The following is a 14,656-nucleotide window of genomic DNA, read 5'->3' on the forward strand; positions in this document are numbered from 1 at the left end:
CGCGGTCGCAGTTGCGCGTGAAGATTGCCGCGAGAAGCGGGTCGCGAGCCTGTGCAGTGGCCCGCCGAGCCCGGACCTCTCCCCGGATGCCGCAGCGCGTGCGGGTGCGACGTCGCTTGGTGTGGCGGGGCTGGGCGCTGCAGGGGCGCGTTTGAGGATGCGGGCGCGGGTCACGCGCGCTGGACTAGCGCCGCAGGCAAAGCCGGGCGAGCGCGGCTTTGCGCGCGTCCCGAAAGCGCACAGCCGCGCGCAGCGGGTTAACCCTCCGCAGGCCGAGCGCCAACGGCGCGGCTTGCGGGCGGGCGGGCGCGGCCCTATCGGATGGGCCCAAGGGGATCGATGCCGTCACGCCTTCTCACCACTGCCCGGGCCCACCTTGCCGCCCTGTCGCTCGCCCTGTTCGTGGCGCTGTTTCCGGCGCTGCTCGCGTCCTGCGCGCCCGCGACCGAGCGGGAGGCCCGGCAGGACGCGGGCGGCGCACCGCGCTTCGTCAGCCTCAACCCATGCCTCGATGCGCTGTTGGTCGAAATCGCCGCGCCCGCGCAGGTGCTCGCCCTGTCGCATTACAGCCGCGACGCCGCCTCGAGCTCGCTCGCGCGGGGCGTGGTCGAGCGGTTCGCCGCCACCGGCGGGACGGCCGAGGAAGTGCTCGCCTTGCAGCCCGACATCGTGCTGGCGAGCAGCTTCCTCGATCCCGCGACCCGCGCCGCGCTCGAACGCGCGGGGCTCAGGGTCGAGACGTTCGGCAGCCCGGTGAGTATTGCCGAAAGCCTCGAACAGGTCCGCCGGATCGCCGCGCTGGCGGGACGCGAGGCGGCGGGCGAGGCGCTGGCGCGCCGAATTGCGGGGGGCATCGCGGCGGGGCCGGAAACGCCCGGCGAGGACATCGCCACAATGCTCTGGCAGCCGGGCCAGATCGTGCCGGGCGAGGCGACGCTGATCGGCGAATTGATGCGCGAGGCCGGCTTTGCGAGCCATTCCGCCGCGCGCGGGCTGGGACAGGCCGACCATGTCGCGCTCGAAACCCTGCTCGCCGACCCGCCCGATCTGCTGCTGGTTGCGGGGGACAGCGCGGGGCAGGAACACCCGCTGCTCGCCCGGCTGGAGGACACGCGCGTCGAGCGCCTGCCGACGAACCTGCTTTATTGCGGCGGGCCGACGATCCCTGCGGTGCGCGCGCGTTTCGCCGCGATCAGGGAGCGGATGGAGCACGCCGCGCCGTGACCCGCGCGAGCCTGGCCTTCGGCGCGCTGCTGGCGCTGCTGCTGCCCGCCTCGCTGCTGGCGGGGCGCGTGTGGATCGCGCCTTTCGCGCCCGCCGCGGGGCCGGAGAACGCGGCGCTCATCCTGATGGAACTGCGCCTGCCGCGCGCGCTGCTCGCCGTGGTGATCGGCGCGGGGCTGGGCGCCGCGGGAGCGGCGATGCAGGGCTATCTTCGCAACCCGCTGGCCGATCCGGGCCTGTTCGGCATCGCGCCGATGGCGGCGCTCGGCGCGGTCGGGTCGTTCTGGTTCGCGCAGGCGCTCCCACCCGCGCTCGCCGCGTGGAGCCTGCCGGGCTTCGCGCTGGCGGGCGCGGGGCTTGCCATGGCGCTGCTCGCGCTCATCGCCGGGCGTACAAGCAGCGACGCGGCCGGCGGGGCAGGCGGAGGGATCGCGCTGTTCACGCTCGCCGGGCTGATGATCGCGAGCCTCGCAGGCGCGCTCACCGCGCTTGCGATCACGATGGCGCCCTCGGCCTTCGCGATGAGCCAGATCGTGCTGTGGCTGAACGGCGCGCTGACCGACCGTTCGTGGAACGAGGTCCTGCTCGCCGCGCCGCTTGTGGCAGCGGGCATCGCGGTGCTGGCCCTCGCCGCGCGCTCTCTCGACGCGCTGACGCTGGGCGAGGAGGCGGCGCGTTCGCTGGGGGTGGACCCGGCGCGGCTGCTCGCGCTGCTGGTCGTCGGCGTCGGCCTGACGGTCGGGGCGAGCGTCGCGGTCGCGGGCATCATCGGCTTCGTCGGTCTGATCGTGCCGCATCTCGTCCGCCCGCTGACCGACCGCCGCCCGTCGAGCCTGATCCTTCCGAGCGCGCTCGCCGGAGCCTGCCTCGTGCTTGCCGCCGACAGCGCGGTGCGGGTGCTGCCTTTCGTGACCGAATTGCGCCTCGGCATCGCGCTTTCGCTGATCGGCGCGCCGTTCTTCGCCTGGCTCTTGCTGCGGATGCGGCGGGGGGAAGTGTGATGCTGGCGGCTCAGAACCTGTCGCTGCGGCGCGGCGGCGTGCGCGTGCTCGAAGGACTGGACGCCGCGCTCGAGCCGGGGGCGATCACCGCGATCGTCGGACCCAACGGGGCGGGCAAGTCGAGCCTGCTGCTCGGTCTTGCCGGCCTGCTCGCGCCCGAACAGGGCCGGGTGAGCCTCGACGGGCGCGATCTTTCAGGCTTGCCCCCGCGCGAGAGGGCGCGGGTGCTCGGCTACCTGCCGCAAGGGGCGGACATTGCCTGGGACGTGGCCGTGGAGACGCTCGTCGCGCTCGGGCGGATGCCGCATGGCGATGCGAGGGGCGCAGGGCGCGAAGCGATCGAGCGCGCGATCGCCGCGCTTTCGCTCGAGGACCTGCGCCATCGCCCGGCGAGCCGCTTGTCGGGCGGCGAGCGGGCGCGCGCCCTGCTCGCGCGGGTGCTTGCCGGGAGCCCGCGCTGGATTCTCGCCGACGAGCCGCTCGCCGCGCTCGACCTTGCCCACCAGCTCGCTCTCGTCGGCCACCTGCGCGCCTGTGCGGCGGCGGGGCAGGGGGTGGTGGTGGTGCTCCACGACCTCGCGCTGGCGATGAACCATGCCGACCGGGTGATGGTGCTGCGCGGGGGCCGGCTTGTCGCCGCCGGACCGCCGGAAGAGGCGCTTTCGAGCCGGACCATCGCCGATGTCTGGGGCGTCGAGGCGCGCTGGTTGGGCGAGCCGGGAAGGCGGGCGCTGGCGGCCGTGTGAGCCGCGCTTTGTCGCATCCTTCCAAGGATCGCCCCGCTGCCCTGCGCTAGGGCCATGTCCAGCAATGGGAGAACCCGCCATGATCACGATGCTGCGCCGCCTGTCCCTCCGCGCCCCGCTCGTCGCCGCGACCGCTTTCGCAGCGCTCGCCGCCGCTCCGCTCGCGGCGCAGGGCGTCTCGACCCCGGCCGAGGCCGACGCCGAATTCGCCGATGCGATGGCATCGGGCGTGCGCGCCTCGACACTGCGCGAGGCGGAGATGTGCGCGGGCTATTGGTGGGCGTTGCAGGCGGTCCACGAGGCAAGCGCGGAAGTCCCGTTCTGGCAGAACCTCCCGAAGCGGCTCGGCCCCGACACGGCCACGCTCGGGCGCGAATTCTGGAACGCGGTCCTGCGCGAGGCGCTCAAGGACGACGAGGCCCGGCTCGAGGCGGCCGGAAACCGGGTCTTCGACCACCGCCAGGAGGCGATCCGGCGGGTCGTCGAAGCCGAAAAGACCGGGGGAATCGAAGGGTTCTTCTCGACTCTCGGCACGTGCGTGCCGGAGTAACGGGCGGTCGTCATCATCGACGAGGCCGAAGGGCGTATCGGGGCCGCGCGCCGGGTTCCCGCTCGGCCTTGAAAGGTTGGGCCGGCCGGGCGGCATCACCCGCCCCCAATGCTTGGCAGGGACACCGCCGACCGACCCGCTCCGAGCAAGTTGTCGCTCCGCCCGGAACAGTGCGACCCGAAGGGCTCATGCGAGGACTTGCAAAGAGGCTGCGACCATAACGCGACCGGGGCACTTTGGGACTTTAGGTTTTCTATAGCCCCTCCCCATCAGCGGTTTTTGCTATCGAAATCAGGCGCTTCGCGGATCTTCGTAATCGGCATCGAGAAAGATCTGCGTGCGCCGTTCGGAGCGGTGGATCAGCCCGCCCGCGACCCGTCCGGCAGCCGTGGTGTATTCAAGCTCGGCTGCAATGGCCTCGTAATCCCCCGCCCGGATCGCCGCGTTGAGGCGCGGGCTTTCTTCCGGCGAGACATTGCCGATGCCGACATTGAAGACGAGATCGACCAGCGCGTCGAATTCGTTCTGGTTGACCGGCAGCCCGGCGAGCAGGTCGCGCACCCCGGCCTCCGCCTTTTCGAGATCGCGCTCGAGCAGCTTCATCGCGCGGGCATGGGTGATGCGCTGGCCGAGCCGCAGATTGTCCTCGGGCAGGACGAGGTGGCCCACGCCCACGGTCGGATAGCCCGCGACGTCGCGATAGACGCGGTAGCGCACGCCTTCTTCCTCGACCAGCGCCGCGACCATCGCCTCGCTGGTGGCAAGGTCGGCGGCATCGCGCCGGATCGCGGGGTCGAACACGGCCTGCTCGACCACCGGGGGCGCGGTGCGGGGCTCGGCCCGGATCGCGATGTCCGAAGCCCCAGCGAGCGCCACCGCCGAAACGCTCAGCAGGGCGGCGGCGCCTTTCCGCTTGGGCAGGGCGATACGCCGGGCCGGATCGCGGAGCGCCGCGCCGCGCCCGCGCGCCCTTGCGCGCAGGCGCATCAGGCGTTCGCGGAAAGCGCGGAAGGAGCCGAAGAAGCGCCGCCGCCGCACGCCTTGCGCGCTGCGGGCAGCGGGCGGTGTGGGTACGCGCCTGTGGGGTAGGGCGGGCGGGGCGGATCGGGGAATGCGCTGGAGTTCGGTTGCGGTGATGGATATCCTCGTTTCAATCGATATTACAATTGCTTGTAGTTCATGAAAGCAACGGGCGAGGGCCCCGCGAATGTCCACGCTTCGCCCGTTTTCCCGTGCAATGCGGCGCGTGCGTCCGCCTCGGCGGGGCATCTGGCACTCGGCATCGGCGTTCCTGACGCGCGCTCGCTGCCGGGGATGGGCCGGCAGCCGGGCACCAAGGCGCGCCTCGTCCGTTGCAATCGACGGGGCAAGGGCCATCTCCCGCACAAGCCTGCGGACAGCCTCGCGCCCGCGCCCCGCGCCCTCTTTACACCTACGAACATTTCCGGAACAAAGCCCTCCCATGAGCCTCTCCCTGATCCAGAAGCATTGGCCCGCCCCATGCTGACCAAGATTTCCGTGCGCGGCGCGCGCGAGCACAACCTCAAGGGCATCGACATCGACCTGCCGAGGGACAGCCTGATCGTCGTCACGGGCCTTTCGGGCAGCGGCAAGTCGAGCCTCGCCTTCGACACGATCTATGCCGAGGGGCAGCGGCGCTATGTGGAATCGCTCTCCGCCTATGCGCGGCAGTTCCTCGAGATGATGCAGAAGCCCGATGTCGAGCATATCGACGGGCTCTCGCCTGCGATCAGCATCGAGCAGAAGACGACCTCGAAGAACCCGCGCTCCACGGTCGCGACCGTGACCGAAATCTACGATTATATGCGCCTGCTGTGGGCGCGGGTGGGCACGCCCTATTCCCCCGCAACGGGTGAGCCGATCGAGGCGCAGACCGTCTCCAACATGGTGGACCGCGTCATGGCCCTGCCGGAGGGCACGCGGCTCTACCTGCTCGCCCCGGTCGTGCGCGGGCGCAAGGGCGAGTATCGCAAGGAGCTCGCCGAATGGCAGAAGGCGGGCTTTACCCGCGTCCGGATCGACGGGGAGCTCTATCCCATCGAAGAGGCGCCCGCGCTCGACAAGAAATACAAGCACGACATCGAGGTGGTGGTCGACCGTCTCGCGGTGAAACCGGGGCTTGAAACGCGCCTCGCCGACTCCTTCGAGACCGCGCTGAAACTGGCGGATGGGCTCGCCTATGTCGACCTCGCCGATGGTGTCGTGCCGGGCCGCGAGGGCGAGGACGAGGGCGGCGGCGCGATGAAGGGCGCCGGCATCCCCGCCAACCGCATCGTCTTTTCCGAGAAATTCGCCTGTCCCGTCTCCGGATTCACCATCGAGGAAGTCGAGCCGCGCCTGTTCTCCTTCAACTCGCCGCAGGGGGCCTGCCCGGCCTGTGACGGGATCGGGGAAAAGCAGCTCTTCGACGAACAGCTCGTCGTGCCGAACGAGGCGCTTACCTTGAAACAGGGCGCGATCGTCCCCTGGGCCAAGTCCAATCCGCCGTCACCCTATTATATGCAGGTGCTGGCCAGCCTCGCCAAGGCGTATGATTTCGACCTCACCACGCCGTGGAAGGACCTGGAGCCCGACCAGCGTCTCATCATCCTTCACGGTACGGGCGGGATGCCGGTGCCGCTGACTTTCAAGGACGGTCGCAAGGAATACACCGTCACCAAGCCGTTCGAGGGCGTGATCGGCAACTTGAACCGCCGGATGCGCCAGACCGAAAGCGCGTGGATGCAGGAGGAACTGTCGAAGTTCCAGACCGCGCAGCCGTGCGAAGCGTGCGGGGGCAAGCGCCTTAACGAAAAGGCGCTTAGCGTGAAGATCCCCGGCCCCACCGGCCCGATCGACATCGCCGAACCCGTCCGCATGAGCGTTGCGCAGGCGAAAGCGTGGTTTGCCGAAATCGACGACTATTTGACCGAGCAGCAATCCCAGATCGCGAAGGCGATCCTCAAGGAGATCAACGAGCGGCTGGGCTTTCTCGACAACGTGGGCCTCGACTACCTCAACCTCGACCGGACCAGCGGCACTCTGTCGGGCGGCGAGAGCCAGCGCATCCGCCTCGCCAGCCAGATCGGCAGCGGGCTGTCGGGCGTGCTCTACGTGCTGGACGAACCCTCCATCGGCCTCCACCAGCGCGACAACGACCGGCTGCTGGAGACGCTGAAACGCCTGCGCGATCTTGGCAACACGGTGATCGTGGTCGAGCATGACGAGGACGCGATCCGCTCCGCCGACCACATCGTCGACCTCGGCCCCGGCGCGGGGGTGCACGGGGGCGAAGTGGTCGCGCAGGGGACGCTGAAACAGGTGATGAAGGCCAAGGGCTCGCTCACCGCCGATTACCTCACGGGCCGGCGCGAAATCGAAGTGCCGAAACAGCGCCGCAAGGGCAATGGGCTGAAGCTGACGGTGAAGGGCGCGAGCGCCAACAACCTCAAGAACGTGACCGCCTCGATTCCCTTGGGCACCTTCACCTGCATCACCGGCGTTTCGGGCTCGGGCAAGTCCTCCTTCACCATCGACACGCTCTATGCCGGCGCCGCCCGGGTGCTGAACGGCGCGCGCGTTGTCGCAGGGAAACACGAGTCGATCGAGGGGCTGGAAAACTGCGACAAGGTGATCGAGATCGACCAGTCCCCCATCGGCCGCACCCCGCGCTCCAACCCCGCGACCTACACCGGCGCCTTCACCCAGATCCGCGACTGGTTCGCCGGCCTCCCGGAATCGCAGGCGCGCGGGTACAAGCCAGGGCGCTTCTCCTTCAACGTCAAGGGCGGGCGCTGCGAGGCGTGCACCGGCGACGGCCTCATCAAGATCGAGATGCACTTCCTCCCCGATGTCTACGTCACCTGCGAGGAATGCGGGGGCAAGCGCTATAACCGCGAAACGCTCGAGGTGAAGTTCAAGGGCCTGTCGATTGCCGACGTGCTCGACATGACGATCGAGGACGCGGAGGGCTTCTTCAAGGCGGTGCCTTCGATCCGCGACAAGATGCGGATGCTGAACGAGGTCGGCCTCGGCTACGTCAAGGTCGGCCAGCAGGCGACGACGCTATCGGGCGGCGAGGCGCAGCGCGTGAAGCTCGCCAAGGAGCTGTCGAAACGCTCCACCGGGCAGACGCTCTACATCCTCGACGAGCCGACGACGGGCCTGCATTTCGAGGACGTCCGCAAGCTCTTGGAAGTGCTGCACCGGCTGGTGGAGCAGGGCAATTCCGTTGTGGTGATCGAGCACAACCTTGATGTGATCAAGACCGCCGACTGGATTGTGGACCTCGGCCCCGAAGGCGGCGTGCGCGGCGGGGAGATCGTCGCGGAGGGCACGCCGGAGGCGGTGGCCGAGGTGGAGCGGTCGTTTACTGGGGCTTATCTGAAGCCGATGTTGCGGCAGGCTCACGCAAAATCTCAAGGTAATGATTCAAAATAGAAAAATATCCTCGAGATAATCAAAGCAATCACACGCGTTGTCAAAATCTTCATCGCATATATTCTTTGCATGGGCATCTGCTCGAAACTTATTTACAATGTGAAGCGACTCTCGAATTTTCGGTTTCGACGAGGATAGGTGTGTAAGACATTCTTGGTGGCCAATGATCGAGATAAGGTCAACCAAGTATAGTGGGCTGCTTTCTGAGGAAAATAAAAACTTTGGATTAGTATCTTGAAGTCCATCGTACTTTTTCTTCGTCAATGATTTAGAAAGAACATCCTCAAATTTAAAGCCATCAATTGATTTTGCCCAAAAAAGCAGATTCGTCCGAATTGTAGATTCCAATCGATTGCGGCGCAGTGAAAGCTCCGCCCACTTTCCTTCAAGATCAATCAAATTCTCATCGGGTTCAACCTGAAGAACAGCTTTTTTGACTGCGTCAAAGGCGATTTCGGCTACTTGATCTCTAACAATTATGAGTCCATAGCCGATAAGATGGTCGATGAGGTCCGGCGCTTCTGTGGCATACTCAGTCGCTTCATCTGATTTTTCTGTCACCAAATCTTTTAAAACCCGGAATTCGGAAGGGTAGTAGTCCCTTAAGTTCGCGATGATATCGAACATGTACCTATCCAGTTGTCCAGAGAACTCCCTCTGGGCATCTCTAACCCGCTTCATAGGCACGGCTTTGGGCCGCTGACCGGTAGTCAATTGGTGCACCTTGCTGCAAACTTGCCTTGTGAAAAATGGGTGCCCTCCATAACTCGAATGCAAGGCATTTATCGCGGCGGCATCGAAATCTAAGCCCATGAAGAAGCCAAGGCGGTTCACCATTTCTCGCGTTTCGTCGAAAGTGAGATTTGGTATAAATCTCTTCTGAGCAAGTAGGTAGGCGGGGTTGTCGATGCCTTGGATATTTTGTTTCTCAAGTAAGTAGGGGCTTGTGCCGACGATGCAAAACGCCAGTGATCGGTTCTTTAGGCTCTGCGAGAATGACCTCAGAACTTGCCAGAAGTAAACGGGATCTTTGCCGCTCCTCCAGTGGTCTGATGCAGCGGTCTCGGGTGAAATATTTTCTATCTCGTCAAATATCAAAAGAAGACTTGATCTAAGGGATCCAATAGTTTGAGACATTTTTTCCGAAAACCATTCTGAAATCTCGGCTCCATCAAATGAGTTTGGTTTTGGCAGTTGCTTGAGCTTGGCTTTGTCTCGAACTGTGTTGACGATATGGTATAGGAGCTCTCCATAACGTCTACTGTGTATTTTCAAGTCTTGGCAGTCTAGCGTTACCACCGTCAATTCAGCTGGTTTACAACGGCGTTCGATAGCATAAATCGTAGATGTTTTGCCGCTTTTCCTAAGGCCGAACAAGCAGGAGTGCTGGCCAGACTTTGCTAAGTCAATAACACCAGATACAATCTCGCTGCGACCGAAGAAGAAATGCTCTTCTCTTAGGGGGGACTGGAAGCCAAACAAGTCGCGAATATAATGGTTCTGTCTTACGGCAGATATTAATGGGTCCCTTCTTCGGTCAAGTTGGTCAAATGTGATAGGAACGATAACTGGATATTCTGGGTGTTGTTCAAGGTAAAGCTTTATGTGTCTGTCTACATTATTGTCATCACTCACCAGAAAACGTGACGTGACCCCCTGATTTTCCTCCACGAGCGATTAGAGTCTGGCCTGAAGGAAGGACAGACGATGAAGCGGAAGAGGTTCTCAGAGGAGCAGATCATTGGGGTGCTGAAGGAAGCGGAGGCGGGCGCGAAGACCGCCGATCTGGCCCGGCGGCACGGGGTGTCTGAAGCGACGATCTACAACTGGAAGGCCAAGTATGGCGGGCTGGAGGTGTCCGAGGCCCGGCGGCTGCGGGAGCTCGAGAGCGAGAACGCGAAGCTCAAGCGGCTGCTGGCCGATGCGATGCTGGACAACGTGGCGTTGAAGGATCTGCTCTCAAAAAAGTGGTGACGCCCGCCGCGAAGCGAGAAGCTGCCGCACATCTCCAGGCATGTCATGGGATGAGCGAGCGGCGGGCGTGCCGTGTCATCGATGCCGATCGCAAGAGCGTGCGCTATCGTTCCATCCGGGATGATGACGGCGCGCTGCGTGAGAAGCTGCGTGAGCTGGCCAACCAGCGGCGCCGGTTCGGCTATCGCCGTTTGCATATCCTGCTGCGCCGGGAGGGCGTGATGATCAACCGCAAGAAGACCCAGCGGCTGTATCGGGAGGAAGGGCTTGCAGTGAGGCGACGACGCAGCCGCAAGCGCGCTGTCGGCACCAGAGCGCCAGCTCCGGTGCTGGCACTGCCGAACCAGCGCTGGAGCCTGGACTTTGTCCATGACCAGATCGCTTCTGGCAGACGGTTCCGGGTGCTCAATGTGGTCGATGACATGACCAGGGAGTGCCTGGCGGCGGTGCCGGATACCTCGATCTCGGGGCACCGCGTCGTGCGCGAGCTGACCCAGCTAATCGCCCAGCGCGGCAAGCCGGGCATGATCGTTAGCGACAATGGCACCGAACTCACCAGCAATGCCGTGCTCGCATGGTGCGGCGAGATCGGGGTGGAGTGGCATTACATCGCTCCGGGCAAGCCGATGCAGAACGGCTACGTCGAGAGCTTTAACGGCCGCATGCGCGACGAACTGCTGAACGAGACCCTGTTCCTCAGCATGGCCCACGCACGGGTCGAGATCGCTGCTTGGGTCGAGGATTACAACCGGGAGAGGCCACACTCGTCCCTTGGCTACGCAACCCCGGCGGCGTTCGCCGCCGAACTGGATAAGCAATGGCCTGCTTCGCTACGCCCTACGGGCTCCGCTACGCAGCCCATTGCTTCAACCGCGCTGATGCGCAAAACAACCGCCCGGCTCTAATCCCAGCTGGGGGAAAGCTGGGGGTCACGTCAAACGGAGGCTATTGTCGACGCGAGCGGACTCCACTAAACTGTAAAACTGATTGTATGCCTCGAGTGTGCGAATCTCGAACGTGTCGTAATTCGCAAAAACAACGAGAAGTTCTCTCTGGGTGTTGAGGACAACTGAAGAGTCGTCAGTGGGTCGGATTAAGGCGCCATAGTATACACTATTATCTACCCGGATTTCCGAGAATGATCGCGTAACATAGAAGGTATCAGCGATCCTCCGGATCGCATTCCGTATCGTCGGGGGATAGTTCTCGAGGTGAAAATTCCTATGGAGGCCGGGCTGAGTGGGCATGAAGTCCTCATACTTTTGCTTGTTCGGCTTTGCCAAATTCGTTTCGGATCGTCGAGAGTTATTCGAAGCGTTGTTGCGGTTCGCTAACCCCGGAACCACCCGCTCCCCCACTCGCTGACGTTGTGACAACACAACAAAGCGAAGGAGCATCCCATGACCCGCACCGCTTTCACCGACGCCCTCCCGCGCCGCCTTGCGCTCGCCGTCGGCGCTGTCGCCGCGCTTGCGATGGGGGGCTGCACCACCTCTCCCAATGATCTCCAGTTCGGCACGCCGCTCGTCGCCAATCTCGAGGGCGAGAACGAGGTGCCGCAGGAGGGCGATCCGAACGGGACCGGGCGCTTCGACGCCGCGCTCGAGCGCAATGGCGAGCTGTGCTACGAACTCTTCGCCACCGGCATCGCCCAGGCGCAGGCCGCGCATATCCACCGCGGCGCGGCGAGCGAGAACGGGCCGCCGGTCGTCACTCTCGCCACGCCGCAGATGGACAGGACCGCCGAGGGCTGCACGATGATCGAACCCGCGCTGGCGAGCGAGATGCTCGGCAACCCCGAAAACTTCTACGTCAACGTCCACAACGAGCCCTATCCCGGCGGCGCGATCCGCGGGCCGATCGTCGCGGTGGAGTGAGGCTGCACGCCGCGGGCGACTGACCTATTCGAGCAGTTCGAGCTCCACCGGCGCGTGGCCGCGGCGGATCAGGCCCAATTCCTCGGCCGCCGCGCGGCTCACGTCGATCACCCGCCCCCGCGCAAAGGGGCCGCGGTCGTTGATCCGCACGGTGACGCTGCGCCCGTTGGAAGGGTTGGTCACGCGCACGATGCTGCCGAAGGGCAGGGTGCGGTGCGCCGCGGTGAGCGCGTTCATGTCGAAGCGTTCGCCGTTCGCCGTGCGCCGCCCGTGGAAGCGCCGCCCATAATAGGATGCCGTTCCGGTGCCGAGGCTGCGGAAGGCGGGCGTCTCGATCTCGGGCTCGATCGCGGAGAGGTCCACGGCGCTTTCGGGCACGGCGAGGTCCGGGCGCGGCGCTTTGGCAAGCGGGGCGAAAGCGGCCTTAAAACCGGCGGGCGGAGCGGGTTCGGCGGGTCGGGTCCGCGGCTCGCCCGCAGGCGGGACGGAAGGCGCGGCGGCGGGGGCGCTCGCCATGGTTTCGCCCGTGCCCTCGGCGAGGTTTTCCTGCGCCTGCGCCGGCAGGGCGAGCCCGCCCGCAACAAGGCCGAGCGGGAGCGCGGCGGCCAGGCGGAGCGCAATATGCGCGCCGAAAGCCGGGCGCGGAGCGGTGGAGCGAACCTCTCCCATGGCGACAGGGTCTAGCCCGGCGCGTGCGGGCAAGGCAATCCGGGCGCTTTACCAATGTCGCGGGAAAGGGGCCGTTTGCCGCATTTCCGGCCGCTTCGACAGGTAGGGGAGGGGACAAAGCAAATGGGGCCGGCATTGCTGCCGACCCCACTCTCACCGGCGCGTGGACGCTGCCTTCTTCGTGCGAGGCTTCCGGCGGACCGTCTCCCTCGCGCTTGTCCGGCAGCGCACTTGGCGCCCGATGTCTGGGCCTCCGGCGGCCTTGCCCGAAGGCGCGGCCAGCCCGAAGGCTTCCTCACCGGCGCTCGCGCCGGCATCCGGCCCGGTGGCCTTGCCGTCCCGTCCGCGCAGGACCCCGAAGGATCCTTCGCAGGGCCGAGAGGCTGCCTGCCCGGCCGAGACCGTGATCCCGTATGGCCTGCAAGGGGCGGGCGCAGTTGCCGGGACCGAAGTCCCTTTCCTCTGCTGCCCTTGCGGACCGGCATCGCGGCCTTCACGCCGACTTTGCTTCGCGCCATCCTCAGGCAAGGCGGGTTGCATTCGACCGAGGCTTCCTGCATCCCGTCTCTCAGACGACGCGTGGACAGTCACCAGCGTGGTCTCTCGGTTAGAAAACTTCGGCTTTTCAAGGTCTTGCGACCCTGTCTTGCCGATGTTTCCCGTCCCGAAGACAGGTTGAGATTGCGCCCGGAGAGGCCATTCGGCAAGCGGCGCAACCCCGACTTATCCACTTTTCCCCGGTTTAGCTGTGGAGAATGGTGGACAACTCAACCGTTCGTCGCATTGGACAGGTGCGGGCGAGAACCGCTCCCCGCCGCGCCCGGATTTCTCGGCAATTTGCCGTAAGCAATGCTTGCCGGATGTTGCGGAGGTCCGATGGCGAGTCGGCGCGACTCGGCTGCTCACCCGCCGCGCTGGGCGAGCAGGCGCAGGCGCAGCGCGTTCAATTTAATGAAGCCTTCCGCGTCCTTCTGGTCATAGGCCCCCGCGTCGTCCTCGAAGGTCACGTGCGCTTCGGAATAGAGCGAATGGGGCGACTTGCGCCCGACCACGCCGGCAAGGCCCTTGTAGAGCTTGAGCCGCACCGTGCCGGTCACCTTCTGCTGCGACAGGTCGATAGCCGCCTGCAGCATCTCGCGCTCGGGGCTGAACCAGAAGCCGTTGTAGATGAGCTCGGCGTATTTCGGCATCAGCTCGTCCTTCAAGTGCGCCGCGCCGCGGTCGAGCGTGATCTGCTCGATCCCCCGGTGCGCGCGGGCGTAGATCTCGCCGCCGGGGGTTTCGTACATCCCGCGCGACTTCATGCCGACGAAGCGGTTCTCGACGAGGTCGAGCCGGCCGATGCCGTGCCTGCGCCCGAGGTCGTTGAGCGCGGCGAGCAGGGTGGCGGGGCTCATCGCCTCGCCGTTCAATGACACGCCGTCGCCGCGCTCGAAACCGATCTCGATATATTCGGGCGTGTCGGGCGCATCCTCCGGGTGGTCGGTGCGCGAATAGACGTAGTCCGGCGTCTCCTCCCAAGGGTCTTCGAGCACCTTCCCCTCAGACGAGGTGTGGAGGAGGTTGGCATCGGTCGAGAACGGGCTTTCGCCGCGCTTGTCGGTCGGCACCTTGATCTGGTGCGCTTCGGCCCAGGCGATGAGCGCGGTGCGGCTGGTGAGATCCCATTCGCGCCAAGGAGCGATGACCTTGATGTTGGGGTCGAGCGCATAGGCCGACAGTTCGAAGCGGACCTGGTCATTGCCCTTGCCGGTCGCGCCGTGAGCGATCGCATCGGCGCCGGTTTCGCGCGCGATCTCGACAAGGCGCTTGGAAATGAGCGGACGGGCGATCGAGGTGCCGAGCAGGTAGTCGCCTTCGTAGCGGGCGTTGGCGCGCATCATCGGGAAGACGAAGTCGCGCACGAATTCCTCGCGCAGGTCCTCGATGAAGATGTGCTCGTCCGGAATGCCCATCGCGCGGGCCTTGTCGCGCGCGGGTTCGATCTCCTCGCCCTGGCCGAGGTCGGCGGTGAAGGTGACGACTTCGAGCCCGCGCTCGACGGAGAGCCACTTGGCGATGACGGAAGTGTCGAGGCCGCCCGAATAGGCGAGGACGACGCGTTTGATGTCGCTCATGGATCAGGTTCCGGATGCTTGGCGGGCCGCCTAGGCCCACGGGAAAGTGGAGCGCCCG

Annotated in this window: 11 protein-coding genes; 7 read left to right on the top strand and 4 right to left on the bottom strand. The window is 65.3% G+C overall.

Annotated elements, in window-relative coordinates:
- The first annotated feature begins 339 nt into the window (after positions 1-339).
- The 4 genes from G9473_RS03145 to G9473_RS03160 all read left to right on the top strand — a co-directional run bounded on the left by G9473_RS03145 (position 340) and on the right by G9473_RS03160 (position 3,521).
- Positions 340-1,224 carry an ABC transporter substrate-binding protein gene (locus tag G9473_RS03145; RefSeq protein WP_291135925.1) on the top strand — a complete coding sequence of 295 codons (885 nt, stop codon included), beginning with the start codon at positions 340-342 and terminating at the stop codon, positions 1,222-1,224.
- Entirely contained in the window at positions 1,221-2,225 is a 1,005-nt protein-coding gene (locus G9473_RS03150; RefSeq protein ID WP_291135927.1) for an iron ABC transporter permease, read from the top strand. Before G9473_RS03145 ends, G9473_RS03150 begins: the two co-directional genes overlap by 4 nt.
- Positions 2,225-2,971: an ABC transporter ATP-binding protein gene (locus G9473_RS03155; RefSeq protein WP_291135929.1), complete on the top strand. Its 747-nt coding sequence runs from the start codon at positions 2,225-2,227 to the stop codon at positions 2,969-2,971. Before G9473_RS03150 ends, G9473_RS03155 begins: the two co-directional genes overlap by 1 nt.
- Positions 2,972-3,035: 64 nt before the next feature.
- Entirely contained in the window at positions 3,036-3,521 is a 486-nt protein-coding gene (locus G9473_RS03160; protein WP_291135931.1) for a hypothetical protein, read from the top strand.
- Positions 3,522-3,812: 291 nt separating this feature from the next.
- Here G9473_RS03160 and G9473_RS03165 read toward each other — a convergent pair whose 3' ends face one another.
- Entirely contained in the window at positions 3,813-4,559 is a 747-nt protein-coding gene (locus tag G9473_RS03165; RefSeq protein WP_291135933.1) for a lysozyme, read from the bottom strand.
- Positions 4,560-5,021: 462 nt separating this feature from the next.
- Here G9473_RS03165 and uvrA point away from each other — a divergent pair, with 462 nt between their 5' ends.
- Entirely contained in the window at positions 5,022-7,961 is a 2,940-nt protein-coding gene (gene uvrA / locus G9473_RS03170) for an excinuclease ABC subunit UvrA (protein ID WP_291135935.1), read from the top strand.
- On the opposite strand, the gene G9473_RS03175 is transcribed toward uvrA, so the two are convergent.
- Entirely contained in the window at positions 7,953-9,596 is a 1,644-nt protein-coding gene (locus G9473_RS03175) for a hypothetical protein (protein WP_291135937.1), read from the bottom strand. The genes uvrA and G9473_RS03175 overlap by 9 nt on opposite strands.
- A gap of 72 nt (positions 9,597-9,668) precedes the next feature.
- Between G9473_RS03175 and G9473_RS03180 the strand changes: the two genes are divergently transcribed.
- Positions 9,669-10,840, top strand: a protein-coding gene (locus tag G9473_RS03180) for an IS3 family transposase (protein ID WP_291135939.1) whose coding sequence is annotated in 2 segments (ribosomal slippage) — positions 9,669-9,921 and positions 9,921-10,840 — 1,173 coding nt in all. Because the reading frame shifts where the segments join, the coding sequence is not laid out codon by codon here.
- A gap of 495 nt (positions 10,841-11,335) precedes the next feature.
- Positions 11,336-11,812 (top strand): CHRD domain-containing protein, encoded by a 477-nt coding sequence (locus G9473_RS03185; protein WP_291135941.1) that lies wholly within the window; start codon positions 11,336-11,338, stop codon positions 11,810-11,812.
- A 24-nt stretch (positions 11,813-11,836) separates the two neighbouring features.
- Here G9473_RS03185 and G9473_RS03190 read toward each other — a convergent pair whose 3' ends face one another.
- Both G9473_RS03190 and G9473_RS03195 read right to left on the bottom strand, forming a co-directional pair.
- The gene (locus G9473_RS03190; RefSeq protein WP_291138184.1) at positions 11,837-12,328 is read right to left on the bottom strand and encodes a septal ring lytic transglycosylase RlpA family protein; all 492 of its coding nucleotides are present in this window, start codon (positions 12,326-12,328) and stop codon (positions 11,837-11,839) included.
- Positions 12,329-13,383: 1,055 nt separating this feature from the next.
- The gene (locus G9473_RS03195; RefSeq protein WP_291135943.1) at positions 13,384-14,598 is read right to left on the bottom strand and encodes an argininosuccinate synthase; all 1,215 of its coding nucleotides are present in this window, start codon (positions 14,596-14,598) and stop codon (positions 13,384-13,386) included.
- Positions 14,599-14,656: the final 58 nt, after the last annotated feature.

The sequence above is a fragment of the Erythrobacter sp. genome, assembly GCF_011765465.1.
Lineage (GTDB): Bacteria > Pseudomonadota > Alphaproteobacteria > Sphingomonadales > Sphingomonadaceae > Erythrobacter.

Coding starts and splice junctions, on each gene's coding strand:
- G9473_RS03145 (WP_291135925.1), top strand. CDS start 340: ATGCCGTCACGCCTTCTCACCACTGCCCGGGCCCACCTTGCCGCCCTG.
- G9473_RS03155 (WP_291135929.1), top strand. CDS start 2,225: ATGCTGGCGGCTCAGAACCTGTCGCTGCGGCGCGGCGGCGTGCGCGTG.
- G9473_RS03160 (WP_291135931.1), top strand. CDS start 3,036: ATGGGAGAACCCGCCATGATCACGATGCTGCGCCGCCTGTCCCTCCGC.
- uvrA (WP_291135935.1), top strand. CDS start 5,022: ATGCTGACCAAGATTTCCGTGCGCGGCGCGCGCGAGCACAACCTCAAG.
- G9473_RS03185 (WP_291135941.1), top strand. CDS start 11,336: ATGACCCGCACCGCTTTCACCGACGCCCTCCCGCGCCGCCTTGCGCTC.
- G9473_RS03190 (WP_291138184.1), bottom strand. CDS start 12,328: ATGGCGAGCGCCCCCGCCGCCGCGCCTTCCGTCCCGCCTGCGGGCGAG.
- G9473_RS03195 (WP_291135943.1), bottom strand. CDS start 14,598: ATGAGCGACATCAAACGCGTCGTCCTCGCCTATTCGGGCGGCCTCGAC.